20 protein-coding genes are annotated in these 17,483 nt (G+C 33.1%); 11 read left to right on the top strand and 9 right to left on the bottom strand.

The window, feature by feature from the left end; genetic code table 11:
* Nucleotides 1-24: 24 nt before the first annotated feature.
* Together AC6H33_RS08290 and AC6H33_RS08285 are read right to left on the bottom strand one after the other, a co-directional pair.
* Nucleotides 25-165 (bottom strand): hypothetical protein, encoded by a 141-nt coding sequence (locus tag AC6H33_RS08290; RefSeq protein ID WP_497604414.1) that lies wholly within the window; start codon nt 163-165, stop codon nt 25-27.
* A gap of 8 nt (nt 166-173) precedes the next feature.
* Entirely contained in the window at nt 174-1,670 is a 1,497-nt protein-coding gene (locus tag AC6H33_RS08285; RefSeq protein WP_497604413.1) for an FAD-dependent oxidoreductase, read from the bottom strand.
* Between the two features lie 82 nt (nt 1,671-1,752).
* Between AC6H33_RS08285 and AC6H33_RS08280 the strand changes: the two genes are divergently transcribed.
* Nucleotides 1,753-2,169, top strand: a complete 417-nt coding sequence (locus AC6H33_RS08280; protein WP_497604412.1) for a GNAT family N-acetyltransferase — start codon at nt 1,753-1,755, stop codon at nt 2,167-2,169.
* Between the two features lie 119 nt (nt 2,170-2,288).
* Here AC6H33_RS08280 and AC6H33_RS08275 read toward each other — a convergent pair whose 3' ends face one another.
* On the bottom strand, nt 2,289-3,194 hold the full coding sequence (locus AC6H33_RS08275) for a DUF4116 domain-containing protein (RefSeq protein ID WP_497604411.1): 906 nt from the start codon (nt 3,192-3,194) through the stop codon (nt 2,289-2,291).
* 256 nt (nt 3,195-3,450) lie between these two features.
* Nucleotides 3,451-3,669 (bottom strand): cold-shock protein, encoded by a 219-nt coding sequence (locus AC6H33_RS08270; protein WP_011373133.1) that lies wholly within the window; start codon nt 3,667-3,669, stop codon nt 3,451-3,453.
* A 228-nt stretch (nt 3,670-3,897) separates the two neighbouring features.
* Between AC6H33_RS08270 and AC6H33_RS08265 the strand changes: the two genes are divergently transcribed.
* Together AC6H33_RS08265 and AC6H33_RS08260 are read left to right on the top strand one after the other, a co-directional pair.
* On the top strand, nt 3,898-4,440 hold the full coding sequence (locus tag AC6H33_RS08265) for a hypothetical protein (protein WP_497604410.1): 543 nt from the start codon (nt 3,898-3,900) through the stop codon (nt 4,438-4,440).
* A gap of 6 nt (nt 4,441-4,446) precedes the next feature.
* The gene (locus AC6H33_RS08260; RefSeq protein ID WP_497604409.1) at nt 4,447-4,650 is read left to right on the top strand and encodes an RNA-binding S4 domain-containing protein; all 204 of its coding nucleotides are present in this window, start codon (nt 4,447-4,449) and stop codon (nt 4,648-4,650) included.
* A gap of 34 nt (nt 4,651-4,684) precedes the next feature.
* Here the strand turns inward: AC6H33_RS08260 and AC6H33_RS08255 are convergent, their stop codons facing one another.
* Complete coding sequence (locus tag AC6H33_RS08255; protein WP_497604408.1) at nt 4,685-5,395, bottom strand: DUF445 domain-containing protein; 711 nt, start codon at nt 5,393-5,395, stop codon at nt 4,685-4,687.
* An 83-nt stretch (nt 5,396-5,478) separates the two neighbouring features.
* Between AC6H33_RS08255 and AC6H33_RS08250 the strand changes: the two genes are divergently transcribed.
* Both AC6H33_RS08250 and AC6H33_RS08245 read left to right on the top strand, forming a co-directional pair.
* Nucleotides 5,479-5,952, top strand: coding sequence for a hypothetical protein (locus tag AC6H33_RS08250; protein WP_497604407.1), 474 nt, complete (start codon nt 5,479-5,481; stop codon nt 5,950-5,952).
* A 9-nt stretch (nt 5,953-5,961) separates the two neighbouring features.
* Entirely contained in the window at nt 5,962-9,054 is a 3,093-nt protein-coding gene (locus AC6H33_RS08245) for an efflux RND transporter permease subunit (RefSeq protein ID WP_497604406.1), read from the top strand.
* Here AC6H33_RS08245 and AC6H33_RS08240 read toward each other — a convergent pair.
* On the bottom strand, nt 9,047-9,445 hold the full coding sequence (locus AC6H33_RS08240; protein ID WP_497604405.1) for a rhodanese-like domain-containing protein: 399 nt from the start codon (nt 9,443-9,445) through the stop codon (nt 9,047-9,049). The two genes, AC6H33_RS08245 and AC6H33_RS08240, sit on opposite strands and share 8 nt — an antisense overlap.
* Nucleotides 9,446-9,510: 65 nt before the next feature.
* Between AC6H33_RS08240 and AC6H33_RS08235 the strand changes: the two genes are divergently transcribed.
* Nucleotides 9,511-9,879 (top strand): hypothetical protein, encoded by a 369-nt coding sequence (locus tag AC6H33_RS08235; RefSeq protein ID WP_497604404.1) that lies wholly within the window; start codon nt 9,511-9,513, stop codon nt 9,877-9,879.
* A 9-nt stretch (nt 9,880-9,888) separates the two neighbouring features.
* Here AC6H33_RS08235 and AC6H33_RS08230 read toward each other — a convergent pair whose 3' ends face one another.
* Together AC6H33_RS08230 and AC6H33_RS08225 are read right to left on the bottom strand one after the other, a co-directional pair.
* Nucleotides 9,889-11,787 (bottom strand): methyl-accepting chemotaxis protein, encoded by a 1,899-nt coding sequence (locus AC6H33_RS08230; RefSeq protein ID WP_497604403.1) that lies wholly within the window; start codon nt 11,785-11,787, stop codon nt 9,889-9,891.
* Nucleotides 11,788-11,870: 83 nt separating this feature from the next.
* Nucleotides 11,871-12,197 carry a hypothetical protein gene (locus AC6H33_RS08225; RefSeq protein ID WP_497604402.1) on the bottom strand — a complete coding sequence of 109 codons (327 nt, stop codon included), beginning with the start codon at nt 12,195-12,197 and terminating at the stop codon, nt 11,871-11,873.
* Nucleotides 12,198-12,483: 286 nt separating this feature from the next.
* On the opposite strand from AC6H33_RS08225, the gene gdhA reads away from it, so the two are divergent.
* From gdhA to AC6H33_RS08200, 5 genes are all read left to right on the top strand, one after another.
* Entirely contained in the window at nt 12,484-13,839 is a 1,356-nt protein-coding gene (gene gdhA / locus AC6H33_RS08220) for an NADP-specific glutamate dehydrogenase (RefSeq protein ID WP_497604401.1), read from the top strand.
* A gap of 76 nt (nt 13,840-13,915) precedes the next feature.
* A complete protein-coding gene (locus AC6H33_RS08215; RefSeq protein WP_497604400.1) occupies nt 13,916-14,533 on the top strand; it encodes a TorD/DmsD family molecular chaperone in 618 nt (205 codons plus the stop codon).
* A 1-nt stretch (nt 14,534) separates the two neighbouring features.
* Nucleotides 14,535-15,647, top strand: a complete 1,113-nt coding sequence (locus AC6H33_RS08210; protein WP_497604399.1) for a 4Fe-4S binding protein — start codon at nt 14,535-14,537, stop codon at nt 15,645-15,647.
* Entirely contained in the window at nt 15,644-16,441 is a 798-nt protein-coding gene (locus AC6H33_RS08205; RefSeq protein ID WP_497604398.1) for a hypothetical protein, read from the top strand. Before AC6H33_RS08210 ends, AC6H33_RS08205 begins: the two co-directional genes overlap by 4 nt.
* A gap of 16 nt (nt 16,442-16,457) precedes the next feature.
* The gene (locus AC6H33_RS08200; protein WP_497604397.1) at nt 16,458-16,961 is read left to right on the top strand and encodes a hypothetical protein; all 504 of its coding nucleotides are present in this window, start codon (nt 16,458-16,460) and stop codon (nt 16,959-16,961) included.
* 13 nt (nt 16,962-16,974) lie between these two features.
* Here AC6H33_RS08200 and AC6H33_RS08195 read toward each other — a convergent pair whose 3' ends face one another.
* The gene (locus tag AC6H33_RS08195; protein ID WP_497604396.1) at nt 16,975-17,481 is read right to left on the bottom strand and encodes a phosphatidylglycerophosphatase A family protein; all 507 of its coding nucleotides are present in this window, start codon (nt 17,479-17,481) and stop codon (nt 16,975-16,977) included.
* Between the last annotated feature and the right edge of the window lie 2 nt (nt 17,482-17,483).

The raw sequence follows: 17,483 nt of genomic DNA, 5'->3' as shown, positions 1-17,483 counted from the left end.
TGGTTGTTTAAAAGCCGATTATTGTTATTTTTGGGATTTGTCTTTTGAACCCTCAAAAGCGTTTGTTATATCTCCAGTTATGCTATCTACTCCTGCGTTAAACTCTTTGGTACTGCATCCAAGTAGAAGTAGTGTAAATAGACTCATCAATAATATATTTTTCATAATTTTCCTTATATTTTACTATGCGGGGCATTCCAGAATGATTCATCAGGATTACCAATATGTAGCTCTTGTAGATACTTCTCTTCAGTTCTTTTTATCTCTGCTCTTATTAAGTTAACGACTGCTTTTTGTGACTCTATCGGTGCTCTAAGAACGCAGTATTCTCCATCTGTAAGCTCATTGTTGAATTTTTCTTCATTGAAATTTTTGCCAAGATACTTTACTATATATTTTAAATCTCTCTCAGCGTTGCCAAGGCATGATGTAGCCCCTGGAGAAGGCGTCATATTGAAAATCAATCCTTCTCCTGTACATATTGAAGCTTCTCCAAGTAGTAGTTTTTGTTGATCTTTATCCAACACTTGAGGACGAACTCCACCAAAACCTTTTGCATACTTAAATTCATCTATTTTTAGAGAAGGAACAATTTTTCTAGCATCTCTTAAGAATAGATACTTGTTGATAAATGGTATTTCAAATAAAAAGTTTTTAAGTATATAGTTGCGAATATCACGCTCCCTTAAGAGCTTGTATAGTGCTAGCGCTATATTCTTATCAAATCTAAGAGTTTTCCAAAAGTCTGAAAAAGTACCTTTTTTATACCTTTCAAGTTTTGGCAACATTAGTGCTGTTGGGCCAAAGCGAGTGTTCTGATTTGCAAGAATATCTGGGTCTCCATGAAGAGCAGCAAAAGGGAGTTTAGGGTTTTGAAGCATATACACTTTGCCGTTTAGTATTTTCTCTTTTGTCATGTAAAAACTCCCCGCAACTGGCAAACATCCAAGGTTTAGACCAAACCCCATCTTGTGTGCAAGAAAGAGTGAATGTGCTCCAGCATCAACAACTACAAAATCCGCATAAAAAGTCCCACCTTTACTCTTTATAACATAACCTCTTTTTTTACTCTTTTTAATCTCTTCAACTTGAGTATCTAAAAAAAGCTCAATATTTGTATCTTGTTCTTTTTTTGCATTTTCTAAAAATGAGTGCGAGAGTTTTTGATACTCAACAGTAGTCCATTGATTTGTTGCTCCTATGCCAACTATCTCCTCCTTACGCTCATTTCCATCTACATCAAATACAACGCGAGGTTCAAGAACTTTTAATCGCTCTTTGTCCCATACTTCAAGATATGGAAAGAGTTCAGAAAACTCTTCATATCGATGTAGCAAAAATTCAACCTCTTTTTTCCCAACGCCAAGAGCCATTTTTTGATGAGAGAAGATTATCTTATTTTGATATTGGTGTTGCAGACAATATTTCTCAACCATTTTTGCGGTACGTTTAGTTATAGCAGCTTTTTGAAGAGTATAGTTTGTTTCAATATCTCCTACGTGTATAGTTTGAGAGTTACTTGTTCCACATGAGTTTAGAGTAGCGATATCACTATATTTTTCTATTATTCCAATTGAGTTTATATCTGTATATCTAGAGAGTTCATAAGCTAAAGCAGTGCCTGAAATACCAGCACCAATAATCACAACTTCAAAGTTTTTAGTAGCCATTAACGCCCCAATATCTGTTTTATTTGGGCGTATTGTATCAAATTAGTTATAATTCTTTATAATAGATAAGTATAGGATTTATATGCAGATAAGAGAGCTTGATTTAAAAGAGTTGCAGATGGCTTATGAAGTTCTTTGTGAGCTCCGTACAACACTATCTTATAATGAGTTTGAAGATTTGATTTATGATATGAGAAGTATGGAGTATAAAATGTTTGGCATTATGGATGAAGAAAAACTCATTACATATGCAGGTGTTGCAATCCAGACTAATCTTTATGATAAAAGACATCTTTTTATTTTTGATTTGGTAACAAGTAAAGAGTATAGAGGCGTTGGATATGGAAAAATGATGCTTGAGTATTTGGGTGATTATGCAAAAATGGGTATGTGTAAAAATATAGTTCTTTCATCAGGCTTTCAAAGAGAAGATGCGCATAGATTTTATGAAAATAGTGGTTTTGTAAAAAAAAGTTTTGTTTTTAGTAAAAGTATTTGAGTTGAATTTGGATTAAAGAGTAGAAAAATATTTTGAAGTTTGCGGGATAAAACCCGCAAAGTAAAACCTTATAGAGGAGTTACCTTCTCTTTCCATACACTCTTGTTCGGTAATATTTTTCATATTCTTCTCTCATATAATTTTTTTATATCTTCATCTTTTTGCAAAGATTCACTTGCATATCTTAATGCACCAATATCATTTTTAATAGCTTCCAATACAATTTCTTTATCATCTTTTAATTGACTACTAGCAAATTGAAGTAAGTAGCCATCCATTTTTACTGCTTCAAGTACAACTTCTTTATTATTTTTTATTCTACTTCCAGCAAATTCAAATGCTCTTGGATCATTCTTTACAGCTGTAAGAACGATATCTTTATCGTTAGATAGTTCATTATTATGAATCCAGTGTAAATTATACCCGCCATTTGAAACAGCTGTTAACACTATTTCTTTATCTAAAAGAAGTTCTTCTTTAGCACAAGATAAAGCATCTCCAAAGTTTTTTACTGCTTCTAACACAAGTTCTCTATCGTCAGTTTGTTCATTAAGAATATATCTTAATGCTTCTCCATTAACTTTTAATACTTCAAATATAAAATCTCTATCTGACTTTAGCTCATCACTTGCATATTCAACAGCTGATGGATGGTTAGCTACAGCTTTAAGAATAATTATTTTATCAGATTTCAATTCTTCACTAGCATATTGCAGATAACGGCCGTCTTGTATAACTGCTAATAACATATATTCTCTATTATTATTCAACTCATCCTCTTTTGCTTCATCAGTTATTAAGATAAAAAAATGTTTTACTCCCACAAGAATGGCAAGGAGCCCAAATAAAAATAAAGTAAATATAGCTAGTGCAACATAAAAAATCCAACCAGTTGAGAAATACATTAAAGTTGATAAAAATATAGTTATCAGTAATGACCTCTTGAACTTAATAAACTTTATTGTTTCTCTTAATGATATAGAGTTTTCAAAGAGTTCCTTTATTAGCCTGATTACTGTATCCATAAATATTATCCTTACTTATTTTAAAATATTATATCCTGATATAATAAATTGCTTTTGAATACAAGAAGTATATTGTATAATACAGACATTAAATGTCGCCAATTCAAGTTTAAAGTGCAACACTGGAGAGTAAAAAAATATTTGAAAGAAATAAAGAGTGATTTAGGTGTCGAATAGAGTGAAATTTTAAATTTCTGTGGTCTTTTGTAATTTTTGAAGTGAAGACAAACCCCTAAAATAGGGGTTTTAGTGTGGACTAAAGTGGAGTTACGTTCTCTGCTTGAGGACCTTTTTGACCTTCTCCTAGTTCAAAAGTTACCTTTTGACCTTCAGATAATGAAACACGACCTGGTCCTGTTCTGTTTACTTGGCGAAAGTGTACAAATACGTCTTTACCGCCATTTTCTTGTTGAATGAAACCATAACCTTTTTCTTCATTGAACCATTTAACTGATCCGTCTAGCAATTCTGCCATGTGTAGTACCTCTTTGGTAAAAATTCACTTTCGTAAAGAAAGTGGAGTCAAATTATAGGGAGAGTCGTTTGTCTAGCAGAATATACTATAGATGAACTCGCACACAAAAATCTATCATCGGGTAGAATTATAGCTGAAATTTTAAGTTTTGTGTACAAAATAAAAAACTTTAGAGAATGTATCGATAAGTCGATACTATGTAATAAATAGTAAATTAAAGGATAAATCATGCAAATATCATCAAATACAACTCTTCCAAATGCTGCAAAAGATATAGCGCAAATCAAGACTATTTACACTGAAAAAATATCAAAAGATGAGGCTATGGAGATAAGAGAGCAGATTAAGCAAAATGCAAATGCTATGGCTTTTAACTCAGCAACAGCTCAAAACTCACTTCTTAAAAATGGTGATGTCTCCTCAGATGACTATGACGCATTTCAAAGTTTTTTAAAAGATATAGGTTACAACAAAAAGCCAATAGCATCTCTCTCTCAAGATGAAGCGAGTGAGCTAGTTAGCAAAGATGGTTTTTTTGGAGTAGATCAAACGTCAAAAAGGATATCTGATTTTGTTATAAATGGAGCAGGTGGAGATGAACAACTTCTCCGTGCAGGAAGAGAAGGAATGCTCAGAGGATTCGAAGAGGCCAAAGAGATGTGGGGAGGCAAACTTCCAGACATATCTCAAGAGACTATGATAAAAGCAACCCAAATGGTAGATAAAGCAATGTACGACCTAGGATTTTCAGTAATAGACAAAGAGGTATAAAAAAATATGAAATATGAGTTAAAAGATGAATATATAGAGCTTTTTAAGCTCTTAAAAGTTTTAGATTTGGTTGATAGTGGAGCTGAGGCAAAGCTTATTGTTGCAGATGGTCATGTAAAAAGAAATGGCGAAGTAGAGCTTAGAAAAAGAGCAAAAATTCGCCAAGGTGATATTGTTGATGTTGCAGATGTAACGATAGAAATTTTTTAATAACTTATTTTACTGATGCTAAGTATGTATTTAACTAAAATAAAAATGAGCTCAAAACTCCAATAACTCCTCCAAAGACACCACCCCAAACTACAAGCCACGAGAGATGTTCTTGAATTATTTTTTGAACCATCTCTTTTACCATATTTGGAGTAAGCTCATTTAGTCTTGTGTCTATGATGGTTTCTATCGATTTAAGAGTATCTTCACTTAATGATGAGTTTTGAAGATGAAACTGTAGTGTTTCGTTAAAACTTTGTGTATTTGTAATTTTTATAACAGCATCTTTCATTTTTATAGAGAATGGTTCACGTAAATTCTCTAAAACAGTTGCTCCGCCAAACATTCCAAGCATTCCACCAAAAGAGGATTCCATCACGGTTTTACTTAGTGCGTCAAAAGCTGGGGAGAAGTCTGTTTTTTGGATTATAGGTGTTAAATCTATCTTCTTCTCCTCATTTTTGAAAAAGTTTTCAAGTTGCTCTAGTGTAAAAAATTGAGTCATCATTAGTGATTTGATTGATTCTTTAAATGCTTCAAATTTTGCAGGAATTACCCCAGAACCATATAAAAATGGTACTTTTTCAAAAAGCATGTAAATTGCCAACTGATTTGTAAGTGCTCCAGATAGTGCAAAAAGACCGCTATATAGGGCTAAAGAGCTAATAGTATCTTCAAATAAAAATGATAAAAATACAAGTGTGACAGCGATAGCGTTTGTAATAAAAGTTTTAGATATATTCAATTTAAACCCCCAATAAGTTATCAAAGCCAAATTATACTAAAAAGAATTTATAATGGCACAAATTTATATACAATGGAAAAATTATGAAACAAGAGAGTTATACACTATTTAAGAGTGCAGATATAAAAACTATTTTAGCAGTTTTAGAAGATGAGTTACAAAAAAGAAACGAGTCTCCATTTTGGAGAAGCAGAGTAGTTCCTTTTAGTGAGGCAATTTTGAGTGTTTTAATCCCACTTAGAGATGCAAACATGCTCTTTAATCCAGAAGGCGAAGCAGTGGATGAGCTCACGCTAGAGCTTTTTTTTAGATGGAATGATTTTGTAAGCTTGAAAAACTTGGCATTTACTATTCAAAAATCAAACGAAGCGGGTGTTTTGTTAAGAACGAAACTGGACAATGATACATGTAAAAAATATAAAGAGATAGACTTGAAAACTTTGGGAGATTATCTCTCAAAAAATAGTGTAAATCTTCAAAATGAGTCTCTTGATTTCCCAATCTCAAACTACAACTTGCATCAAGGTGTAAGTAATGTTATCAAATCACTTCTATAAGAGACGACATTGATTAAGCTTATAGAGTATTTTATAAAAAACAACAGATTAAATTATGCAATCTTAGCTTTTCTGATATTTATGGGGGTAAACTCTTATACAAATATTCCAAAAGAGATTTTTCCAGATGTAGAACTAGACCAAATCAGTGTTTTAGGCTCTTACGGCGGTGCTAGTGCGACTATAATGGATAAAATGGCTGTTCGTGATATCGAAGACGAGCTAAGCAATATAACTGGAATAGATAAAACAGAAACAACAATCACTCCTGGCGCATTTGCTATCTTGTTAACATTAAACAAAAGCACAAACAAGGAGATAACTCTTGGTCGGGTTAAGGATGCAATAGCACTAACAAGGCAATACCTTCCATCGGATATGAATGAGCCAGTTGCAAGACTTCTTGATAAAACACGCTCTCTTATAAAACTTGCAATCTCCTCAGAACAGCTTCCAATAGGCGAACTTACTGTTGTAGCACAGGATGTAAAAACAAAAATATCAAAATTAAATGGTATCAGCGAGGTATTGATACGTGGTGATTCTAATGAAGAGGTAAATATTAAAATAGATTCTGCTGCAGTTTTAGCTTATGGCTTAGGACATGATGGTGTTCAAAAAGCCATAGCAAATTTATCATATATTTTTCCAGTGGGAAACATAGAAGAGAGAGGAAAGTTTGCTTACATCTCCACTTCAAACGGTAAAGCCAATGCGGCTGAGTATGAAGAGAGCATTTTAAATATAGACGGCAAATATATAAAGCTAGGCGATATTGCCAAAGTGAGTATAGAGTACCCACAAACTGATACACTAGCTACATTTAACAACAAAAAAACAATTTCACTTGTTATCTCAAAGGGTACACAAGGCGATTCAATCGTTCTATCTAAGGAGTTAAGAGCTTATGTTAAATCAATAGAAAAAAACTATAAAGATGTTGATTTTTATTTTTATGAAGATACATCAAAACCAGTACAACAGAGGCTAGACGTTATAGTTTCAAACTTGATGTTTGGTCTGATTTTGGTTTTCATCTCGATGGCAATTCTTATAAACATCAGAATCGCGACAATAGTAGCTCTTGGAATACCTTTTTCATTTATTATTGGATTAGTAAGTATTTACTATATGGGTTACTCTATAAATATCGTCTCTCTTCTTGGTGCGCTCATTGTCATAGGTATCGTAGTTGATGATGCAATCATTGTTGGAGAGAATATTCAACGATATATAGATGATGGTATGAATAACTATGATGCTGCTATTGCAGGTGTAAAGGAGATGATGCTCCCTGTAACACTTGCTACTATTACGACAGTCGTGGCTTTTTTGCCAATCTTTATGTTGCAAGGCGAAATAGCTCTTTTTATAATACTGATTCCAATTACGGTAGTGATTATTTTAATCGGTTCCCTTTTAGAGAGTTTTTTCTTTCTTCCTCTTCATGCTCAAGAGTTTTTAAGAAAAAGTACCAACTTGATAAGCTGGACGCCTTTTGAAGAGCTTTACCAGAGAGCTATTTTAAAATTTTTAAATCATAAAAAAATAACGCTTTTACTTTTTCTGATTCTTATTCCAGTTGCAACTTTTTATACGATGAAATCTATGAAGTTTCAATTTTTTCCTAACTTTGATGGAAATTATCTATACATCTCTGCAAAACTTGATATTAACACTCCGCTAGAGGATACGTTTAAAGTTTCAAAAGAGATAGAAGCAGATCTAATGACATACGCAGAAGAGTTTTCGTTAAAATCAATATCTTCAATTATAGGGTATAGAAGAAGTCTCTCTGGTGATACACAAAGAAACAATGGTGTTTTTATGATTACTATGGAGCTTTATGATAGAGAAGAGACGGACTGGGTAGATAGGTATATAAACCCAGTTCTAAACTTTAGCTTTGATTTTAACAACCCTGAGAAGATAAGAAAAAAACAGACTTTTGAGCTATCTCCTAGGGCAAAAGAGATTATAGAGAAGTATAGAGCGAAGTATAATATGGAAGATTTGGGGGTAATGGAAGATAAGTCTGGACTTATAAAAAGTGATATTCAGATTAACCTCTCAGGAAGCAATGATGCTGCACTTCAAGATGGAATTAAAAAGCTTGAAGAGCAGTTAAAAAGTATAGAAACCATTAGAAACTATAGTGATAATATAAAATACGGAAAGATGGAATATGTCATTAAAATAAACTCGTATGGAGAGAGTTTAGGGCTTAGTGAGAGTTTTGTAGCGAAGACATTGAGTAACTATTTTTTAGAGAAAAAGCAGTCAACTACATTTAATAATTTAGGTGTAATGGATATTAAAACAGAAGATAGCGCAAAAGACAGTATTGCTACTTTTTTAGATTTTAGCATTGCTTTGAGCGATGGAAGATATGTAAAACTCTCAGAAATAGCAGAAATTACGCAGATAAGAGATTATGAAAAAATAGATAAATTAAATGGAAATATCATTAAAACAGTCTATGCAAATATAGATAAAAGAAAAATAACATCACAAGAAGTTTTAGACATCTTGGAACCAACTTTAAATGAGATAAGAAACTCAGGTGTAGATATTGCCCTTTTGGGAGAAAAAGAGAAAAATCAACAACTAAAGGATGATATGAAGAAAGCTGTTCTCTTAGCACTTTTCTTGATTTTCTTAACTTTGCTTCTTATTTTTTCAAAAATAAAATATGTATTAATGGTAATGAGCGTTATTCCTCTTTCTATTTTAGGGGCACTTTTAGGGCATAAACTCTTAGGGATAAACTTAACAATGCCATCAATTATAGGTATTTTAGGTCTTGCTGGAGTTGTAATTAATGATGGAATTATTATGCTTGATTTTCTTCACGGAACGCACAAAATAGATGAGTTCTTAAAAAGAGCAAAACTAAGACTTCGCCCAATTGTTATAACATCTGTAACAACATTTTTAGGGCTTTTTACTCTGATATTTTATGCAACAGGACAGGCTGTAATACTCCAGCCAATCGCTATTTCAATAGGTTTTGGTCTTATCTGGGGAACAGTTTTAAATCTTATTTATCTACCAACACTATATGCGTTAGTAAATAAAATAGAGCCAAAGAGAGTTACTTAAGAGAGTAAGGCTCAATTGGTAGTTTTATAAATTTGGCATATAGTATGCCACTTTTTATATTTATGACATCGTAATTTAATTTTTGTGATAAGAAGGTAGCTAAAACTTTAGTTCTGCTACCTGTTCTACAAATTATTGCAAACTGCTTTGTTGTATCAACTGCTTTGTTTAATTTCTCTAAAAAGTCCTTAAGGTCATAATTGCCTTTTTCATCAAAAAGCATAATAGGAATTGAGCCCTTTAGCAGTCCTGTCTCTTTCCATTCAGCTGGTGTTCTTATATCTACAATTGGTGTTTTTGAATCAATGAGCTGCTGAGTAGCCTCTTCATTAATAATAGTCGCTAAAAGTGAAGCAGACAGAAGCAAAAGCGATAGCAAGATTTTTTTCAAGTATTGTTCTCCATAACTTATAATTAAGTGTATAATTATATCAACAAATAAATAATAGGTTAGAGATGGCATCGCAAAAAGCTATAGACAATTCCCAAAGATTGCGTTACATAAGGGCATTAGAGAGATTTCACAAGAGTATACTGTCTTACCTTTTAACTACTCAAAACATCACAACAGAGGGCTACTGCAAGAAAGTCCAAAATAGTTTAAAAGTGCTCAGCAGAGTTGAAGAGATAGCTATTTACAAAGGTGATTTACAAGAGCTTCAAAAACTAGTTAAAAAGATAGTTTCTTATCAAGATAGTGATAAAGAGATAGAGGAGATTAAAGAAGACATCTTATATCTTTCAAATCAATTAGAAAAAACTAAAAATTCGAGACGTTATAAAAAAGATAAGCATTCCCACTCAATATATGAAGAGTGGGAGTAGATATTTTTGTTATTTTGACTCTTGAAGCATTGTGTCAAGAAGTGCAAACAACTCTTCTGAAGCTTTTTCCATATTATCAAAGTTATTGATAATATTTTGTGAATTTTTAAGAGTCTCTTCTTCTGCTCTTACGTCAAGATACAGTAGATTTGAATTTGCATTTTTATGCACTATTTGGTGTGGAATTGCTAATTTGTTAAATGATACAGTATCCGCAAATCTTTTCTTGCCTTCATCGTCATACCAGACGCCAAGTTCACATTCATGTGTGTCTTGCTGTTCAAACATTTTTTTAAGTGAAATAATAGAGTTGTAAACACGTGATTTGTATAAGATATGCTCAAGTTTAGCAAGAACGATAAAGATGCTGTTTTCCATCCCATAAGAGTAATCAACCATTTTAAGTGAGTTGTTGCTAAGTTCAATCAGAGTGTCTTCAAATCCATTTATTTTTTGAGTAGAATCCTCAACAGTAACTTTCATGCTCTCAGCACTTGTTTGAATCTCATTCATATCTTGTTGTAGAGATTTTATAGAAACAGAAATTTCTCCCGTTGCTTTGTGCGTTCTCTCTGCAAGTTTTCTTACTTCATCTGCAACAACTGCAAATCCACGTCCATGTTCACCAGCACGAGCAGCTTCTATCGCAGCATTTAGGGCTAGTAGGTTTGTTTGGTCTGCTATATCAGTAATAAGTTGAATAACAGAAGTAATCTCGTTTGCCTGATTTGTAATCTCTAAAATACTAAGATTATTTGTATTTACCTGTTCTGTAAGTGCATTTAGTTCTCTTGTGATATTTGAGATATCATTTCTTGAGCTTATAGCAGATTCAGAAGCCTCTTTAGTAGCAGATGTAATCGTTTTTAAATCATTGATATTTGAGCTTAAATCAGAGATAATAAGAGATAATGACTCTGAAACATTTACACTTTTTGTGCTTATTTTTGAGTTGAAGATATCTCTTTGCGCCTTAGAATTTTGTGTTTTCATAAATTCTATGCTTTTTCCAACACTCTCTATTGCATCAACAAACTCTCCACTCATTCCCTCAGATGATATTTTATGTGTAAACACACCTTTTGACGCATCTGTAATTGTTGTATTTATTTCGTGGATAAGATCTTTTGTGTGCTTAATAAGCTCAGAGAGTTCATGCCCCATAATTCCAAGCTCAGTATCTTTATTATTTGCAGTAGTTGTTTTGCTAAAATCACCTTTAGCAGCAATGCTAATTAAAGAAGTAAAATCATTAATCCCAGAAGTTATAGATTTTCTAATAACAGTTGCTAGTACTAAAACAACAAGACCAACAGCAATACCAGCAACAAGAGCTAAGTACTTAAAGAAGTTTATAACTTTAGCAAGTGAAGCGGAGTCATCTTCAAGCTCTTTAGATTTAAAATCAACTAGTTTTTTAAATGACTCTCTTGATGTGTTTGCAAATGGAGTTAGTTCTTGAGAGTAGTGTTCATAGATTTGAGCTTTATTATTTTTTATATCTTCAGCATCAAGTGATTTCATCATTTTTAGAGTGTTATTTAAAAACAGCATCGTTGATGTTTTGGCTTCTGCAACCATACCAAGAGTGTTCTCTTCTGTCATTAGCGTCTCAAGAGAGTTAAACCCTTCTTCAATGCTATGTATAGTTTTTTCAAGATTTGCTATATTTTTTTCATATTTTCCGCCAAGTATTATATCTCTTGATAATCTACTTACATAATTGAGGTTTTTTTCTATCTTTAGTGTTGTTAACCCACCAATCATAGAGTTTTCATGGAGATGCTCATACTCCGAATCTATATATCCCATGGCGATAAAAATAGAAATCGCTGCAGAAAATACAGAGACTGTTACCATCGCGATAAAATAGTTCATTTTCTTATGAATACTTAAACTTTTAAACATCAAGAGACCTTTGTTGTGTTGATTTAATGAATGATAGCATACTTTTTAAAATATTATTATGAATTTATCTTATTTTTCTATGCCTATAAATACATAAATTGGGATAAAAGTATAATGATAACAACAAGACTAAACGGAAAAAAATGACTCTTGAAAACCCAAGGGTTAATTTTGAATAGTTTTTGATTTATACCTCTAAAACCTAACCAAATTCCAAAAAAAGCTTTAATACTAAGAAGTGTTTGAAAATGAGACAGAGAACCATTTTCTATTTTTCCAAAAATCTGTGAAATTAGAAAAAGACCGCTTGCTACGGCTACCATTAGGGCATATGGAACAACTTTTCTTACATGCATCATAATTGCTTCTCTTGCTTTTGCATGTTCTGCTTCATTTAATGTTTGATTCATTTTAGATAAAAAAAGTATATCTATAAATAAAAAGCCGCCATATATAAATACTGAAAAAATATGAATTGTATGTATGAGTGTGTAAGTGATGTGAAATCCTTTTTTGTTTGAATTTTATCACATAAAATTATTACTAAATTTGTTTTATATCAATTCCCTTTGTATGTATCTATACCAAAAATAATTATTATTTTTGGTATTTTGCATTACTGTTCCACGGACAAAAAAAGCTTTTATATCAATTTATAGTAGAATTGCAAAATTAAGATATTTAGAGGATTTGTAGATGGGAATTGCACAAGAAGATATAAAAAAATTTGAGAAAAATAAGAGCGAATGTGATGCTATTTTTTATCAAGCAATGGAGGAGATTATCTACTCTATCGCCCCACTTTTAGAATCAGAGCCAAAATATAAAAAATACTCAATTGTAGAGAGACTTATTGTACCAGATAGAATTATAAAATTTAAAGTGGCATGGCTCAATGACAGTAATAAAATAGAAGTAAATACTGGGTATCGAATACAATTTAATAATGCCTTAGGACCATACAAGGGAGGTTTGCGATTTCATCCTACTGTAAATGAGAGTGTGTTGAAATTTTTAGGATTTGAGCAGATATTTAAAAATGCACTTACAGGGCTTCCGCTAGGTGGTGCTAAAGGTGGAAGTGATTTTGATCCAAAAGGGAAGAGCGATTTTGAGATTATGAAATTTTGCTCCGCATATATGAGAGAGTTAAGTAAATATATAGGAGCACGTATCGATGTTCCAGCAGGTGATATTGGAGTTGGAGCTAGAGAAATAGGCTATCTTTTTGGAGAGTATAAAAAAGTAACTTCATCGTATGAGGGCGTTTTAACTGGCAAGCCATATATGTTTGGCGGGTCACTTATGAGACCAGAAGCAACAGGTTATGGCGTTGTTTACTTTACACAAGCGATGCTTGAGATGGAAGGTAAAGAGGGTCTTGATGGTAAAATATGTACAGTAAGCGGAGCAGGAAATGTCGCTCTTCATACGATTGAGAAACTTTTTCAAGTTGGAGCGCTCCCAGTTACATGCAGTGATTCAAGTGGTATGATATATGACTCAAGAGGCGTTGATTTGCCACTTTTAAAAGAGTTGAAGATGAATCAAAGAGTCTCCCTTGAGAGATATATAGATATCCATCCAGAAGCAAAATATATCTCAGTGTCCGAGTATCCGCAGGGAGAACACTCTGTTTGGGATATTCCTTGTTATGCGGCATTCCCTTGCGCAACTCAAAATGAACTAAACGAAGCAGATGCGCAGAATTTGATTGTAAATGGTTGTGCTTGTTTAACAGAGGGGGCTAATATGCCATCAACTCCAGAAGCAATAGCAATGTTTTTAAGTCATAAAATTCCGTTTGCTCCTGCAAAAGCTGCAAATGCTGGTGGTGTAGCGGTAAGTGAATTTGAGATGAGTCAAAATGCTTCAATGCAGAGATGGAGTTTTGAAGATGTTGATGTAAAACTAAAAGAGACGATGCAGCAAATTTGTAAAAGAGTAGCTCTTAGCGCAAAAGAGTATGGAGTTGAAGGAAACTATGTTGATGGCGCAAATATCGCAGGATTTAAAAGAGTAGCAGATGCGATGATTGCAGAGGGCATATAAAAATTTATACATAATCCTAGATTTAGACTTTTTGGATAGAATCATAAATTAAAAAATCAAAATAAAGAAAAAAAGAATGCAAAATACTAAAGCAAGAGCCAATATTTACGCACTTTTATCTAGAATATTACTTCAAGAACTAGATGAAACAATGCTAAAAATGATAAAAAGTGATGAGAACATTTTAGATTTTTTCCCAACACTTAAAAGTTGGGAACCTTTTTTAAATATTGAAGATAAAAAACTTTTAGAAGAGTATATAGACCCAGATTTTGTAAATTTATCGCTTTTACACCTTATCCCATATGAGACTTTTTACACACGAGAAGATCAAAAAGTTGAGACAGGCGGGGCTAATCCAGTAACAGATATGTACAGTGCATACAACTTTATGGTTGATTATGAAGCAGCAAGAGCTATATCATCTGATCATATAGGTGTTGAGTTTGAGTTTATGCATCATCTTGTGGAGGCTGAATTAAAGGCGCTTGAAGTGAATGATACAGAGGCTATAAAAGCACTAAGAGAGACACAAAGTGAGTTTTTAAATAAGCATCTGCTGAGATGGGCTCCGATGTATCTTATAAATGTAAAATATGAAGCTAGAACACCTCTTTACTATGATGCAGCTGACTTGGCATTAGAATTTATTCTTAGTGATAATGAGTATCTTATAAAAGAGCAAAAAGCTTAAGATGATACAGCTAAAAGCTAGTCGTTGTGTAAGATCGCTCTCAAAAGAGAGCGAGTGCAACAAATGTGAAGTTATCTGCCCAACTGCGGCTATTGTTGTTGGAGGCAATCCTCTTCCATCAATCAACTTCTCAGCATGTGTTGGATGTGGAGCTTGTGATAGCGTATGCCCAAATGAAGCGCTGTATTTAGATGATTTTAGTACAACAGATTTCTTTTTTAACTATATAGAAGATAGTGACAATCTTATCTCATGTAGAAAAAATGTGCCATGTATTGCGGCATTAAACATAGAGAACATTATCTCAATGGCACTTCTTAAAAAAGAGATGATTTTTGATATGGGACATTGTGATGAGTGTGCTATCGCTCATAAGTGTAAGCCTCAAATCGAGAAAAACTATGAAGAGGCATCTTATATACTTGAAGCGATGCAGAGCAGTGCTGTTATAAAACTTGAAAATATTAAGTATGAAAAAACAGATGATTCAAAAGAGCAGAGTTCAACAAGAAGAGAATTTTTTTCAAAAGTAAATCTTAAGGGTGCGATAAAATCAAAGATTGAGTTTGAAAAAGAGATACAAAAAGCAACGGACGAGTTAGTAGAGCATACTTTACAAAAGAGCGATATAGCACTACTTAAGCAAAAACGCATTACAGATAGAAGAAAGCTCTTCTTTACGGCTCTAAAGAGGGTAGAGAAGCCATCAATATATCATATAATAGAGTCAGATGAACTAACGTTCACATCAATGAAAGTTGTTGATGAGAGCACATGTACCGCATGTCAGATGTGTTATAGAGTCTGTCCAACTGGCGCACTTAGCTCAGATATTAAAAACTCAAAAATAGAGTTTGATCCATTTTTATGTATAAAGTGCCATATATGTCATGACGTTTGTGAGCCAGATGCTATTACGCTCTCTCAAACATATAGAGTAAAAGAATTTTTTGAACCAGCAGTTCAAAATCTCATCACATTTAAAGTAAGAAGATGTGATGAGTGTAATGTTATTTTCAGTACAAACTCTAGCGATAAACTCTGTTACAGATGTAAAGCAGAAGATGAAGAAGCAAGAGAACTTTGGGGGATAAAAGGAGATTATGTAACATGATGAATGATGCAAATGAGATATCACATCACACAAAACTATATGGTTATATAGGAGAGTTTGCAGGACAAAGCAGCATCTCCGCAACGCTAAATAAGCTATTTAAAGCAAAAAATAAAAATGCGATGATGATTCCTATGAATATACGGGAGGATGATTTTTTCTTTACGCTCTCAAATATGAAAAAATCACATGTAAATGGGGCTCTTATATCAAATGAGTATGTAAAAAATGTCCTAGAAACTCTTGATGAGAGAAGCGAAGCTGTTTGGTTTAGTGGTTTGTGTGATGTTGTAATCAGAGAAGAGAACAAACTAGTTGGTGATGTTTTATTCTCTAGAGCGCTTGTTAAATATTTAAAAGATAATGGTGCCAAAAAAATAGCGCTTCTTGGAGTTGATGCAAGAGCAAAAGCATTTCTATTTTTTGCAAAAGAGTTTGAGATAAGTTACTACTTTAATGAGATAGAGGAGTTGATGCTGTTTTGTAATGAAACAGCAAAAGAGAACGCAGATATAAATCGTCTAGCGGATAATATGGAAGTAGATTTATCTTTATATGACGCTGTTGTTGATTTTTCTGATTTTGACTCTTTAGCGATGATTAGTAAGCTAAGCGCTGTAAATATAGATATGAAACAAAAAAAAGAGTTCTCAGCTCTTCAAGTAAGAGCAAATGAACTTGGAGCCACATATAGCGGCTTTGAAGAGATGCTATATGTTATAAGTAGTGCTACATTTGAGTTTTTGGAAGATAAAAAACATTTAGAGCATGATAAAAGTGATATGAAATTTTAAAAAAATAGGAGAAGTGATGAATAAAGATGATTTAAGTGATTTGAGAGCCGAGTTTGATAAGTTTGTAAAAGATAGTTGTACTTTTAACCCAGAGGATAACAAAAATCCAAACGATATAACTGATAAAGATGATGAGGTTCCAGTTCCTCAGTTTGTAGATGCTCTGACTGCAAAACTTTTAGCTCCAGCAATTAGCGGAGTTTATCTCTCAAGACTAGATATAAAAAGAATAGCAGAAGCGATAGATGAATCTATCCCTATAAAAGAGCGTGTAAAGATGGTTAGAGCGCTATTTAGACATACAAATTCAAAAGAGTATTTAAGAACTGCATTTAACGAAATAAATAGACATATTAATGGGCGTGTTTTAATCTATAAAGAGTTGGCAGAAGCATTTCCATCTTCTAGTTCAATCTTTGAAGAGCAGATAACAAAAGCAAAAAGTACTATGAGAATGTTTGAGCAAATTATAGAAGATTTTGAAGAGATAGAGCCATCAGATGATCCGCTTTCTATCTGATGCAATTGTACTCTTAGAGCATTTTTTGAAGCTCTAAGAGACCTTGCCAGATAAGAGCGCTCACTATTCCAGCTACTGCACCAGCTACCACATCATCGGCTACAACACCAAGTCCGCCTTTAGCTTCACGATCAAGTCTTCCTATTATGGATGGTTTAGTTATATCAAAATATCTAAATAGCACAAACGATAGTAAGCTTTGAATCAAAAATCCATTTTGAAAATCAGCTACATCACCTATGCCAACACTGATTGCAGGTGCTATACTTAGTGCAAACCACATTCCAGCTAGTTCATCTATGACTATGCGTTTATCATCATGGATACCGCTTTTTGCTTCATATTTGTTAATCTCACGAACAGCGATAATTGAGATAAGCAGAGTTGCTAAAAATAGTGTTTGTGCATCAAAATAGATAAGAATTAACATTCCAAGAGGAAGTGAAACAACTGTTCCAACTGTACCTGGGGCTTTTGGAGAGAGGCCGCTGTATCCTAGCGTTATAAAAAACCAGTTCATGT

Source organism: Sulfurimonas limnophila (genome assembly GCF_059705345.1).
Note: the sequence above shows the minus strand (reverse complement) of the source record. Positions and strands in the feature narration are given on the sequence as shown.

Bases quoted from the DNA above. Each gene is read 5' to 3' on its own strand.
- AC6H33_RS08290 (WP_497604414.1), bottom strand. From the start codon at position 165: ATGAAAAATATATTATTGATGAGTCTATTTACACTACTTCTACTTGGA.
- AC6H33_RS08285 (WP_497604413.1), bottom strand. From the start codon at position 1,670: ATGGCTACTAAAAACTTTGAAGTTGTGATTATTGGTGCTGGTATTTCA.
- AC6H33_RS08280 (WP_497604412.1), top strand. From the start codon at position 1,753: ATGCAGATAAGAGAGCTTGATTTAAAAGAGTTGCAGATGGCTTATGAA.
- AC6H33_RS08275 (WP_497604411.1), bottom strand. From the start codon at position 3,194: ATGGATACAGTAATCAGGCTAATAAAGGAACTCTTTGAAAACTCTATA.
- AC6H33_RS08270 (WP_011373133.1), bottom strand. From the start codon at position 3,669: ATGGCAGAATTGCTAGACGGATCAGTTAAATGGTTCAATGAAGAAAAA.
- AC6H33_RS08265 (WP_497604410.1), top strand. From the start codon at position 3,898: ATGCAAATATCATCAAATACAACTCTTCCAAATGCTGCAAAAGATATA.
- AC6H33_RS08260 (WP_497604409.1), top strand. From the start codon at position 4,447: ATGAAATATGAGTTAAAAGATGAATATATAGAGCTTTTTAAGCTCTTA.
- AC6H33_RS08250 (WP_497604407.1), top strand. From the start codon at position 5,479: ATGAAACAAGAGAGTTATACACTATTTAAGAGTGCAGATATAAAAACT.
- AC6H33_RS08235 (WP_497604404.1), top strand. From the start codon at position 9,511: ATGGCATCGCAAAAAGCTATAGACAATTCCCAAAGATTGCGTTACATA.
- AC6H33_RS08230 (WP_497604403.1), bottom strand. From the start codon at position 11,787: ATGTTTAAAAGTTTAAGTATTCATAAGAAAATGAACTATTTTATCGCG.
- AC6H33_RS08225 (WP_497604402.1), bottom strand. From the start codon at position 12,197: ATGAATCAAACATTAAATGAAGCAGAACATGCAAAAGCAAGAGAAGCA.
- gdhA (WP_497604401.1), top strand. From the start codon at position 12,484: ATGGGAATTGCACAAGAAGATATAAAAAAATTTGAGAAAAATAAGAGC.
- AC6H33_RS08215 (WP_497604400.1), top strand. From the start codon at position 13,916: ATGCAAAATACTAAAGCAAGAGCCAATATTTACGCACTTTTATCTAGA.
- AC6H33_RS08210 (WP_497604399.1), top strand. From the start codon at position 14,535: ATGATACAGCTAAAAGCTAGTCGTTGTGTAAGATCGCTCTCAAAAGAG.
- AC6H33_RS08205 (WP_497604398.1), top strand. From the start codon at position 15,644: ATGATGAATGATGCAAATGAGATATCACATCACACAAAACTATATGGT.
- AC6H33_RS08200 (WP_497604397.1), top strand. From the start codon at position 16,458: ATGAATAAAGATGATTTAAGTGATTTGAGAGCCGAGTTTGATAAGTTT.
- AC6H33_RS08195 (WP_497604396.1), bottom strand. From the start codon at position 17,481: ATGAACTGGTTTTTTATAACGCTAGGATACAGCGGCCTCTCTCCAAAA.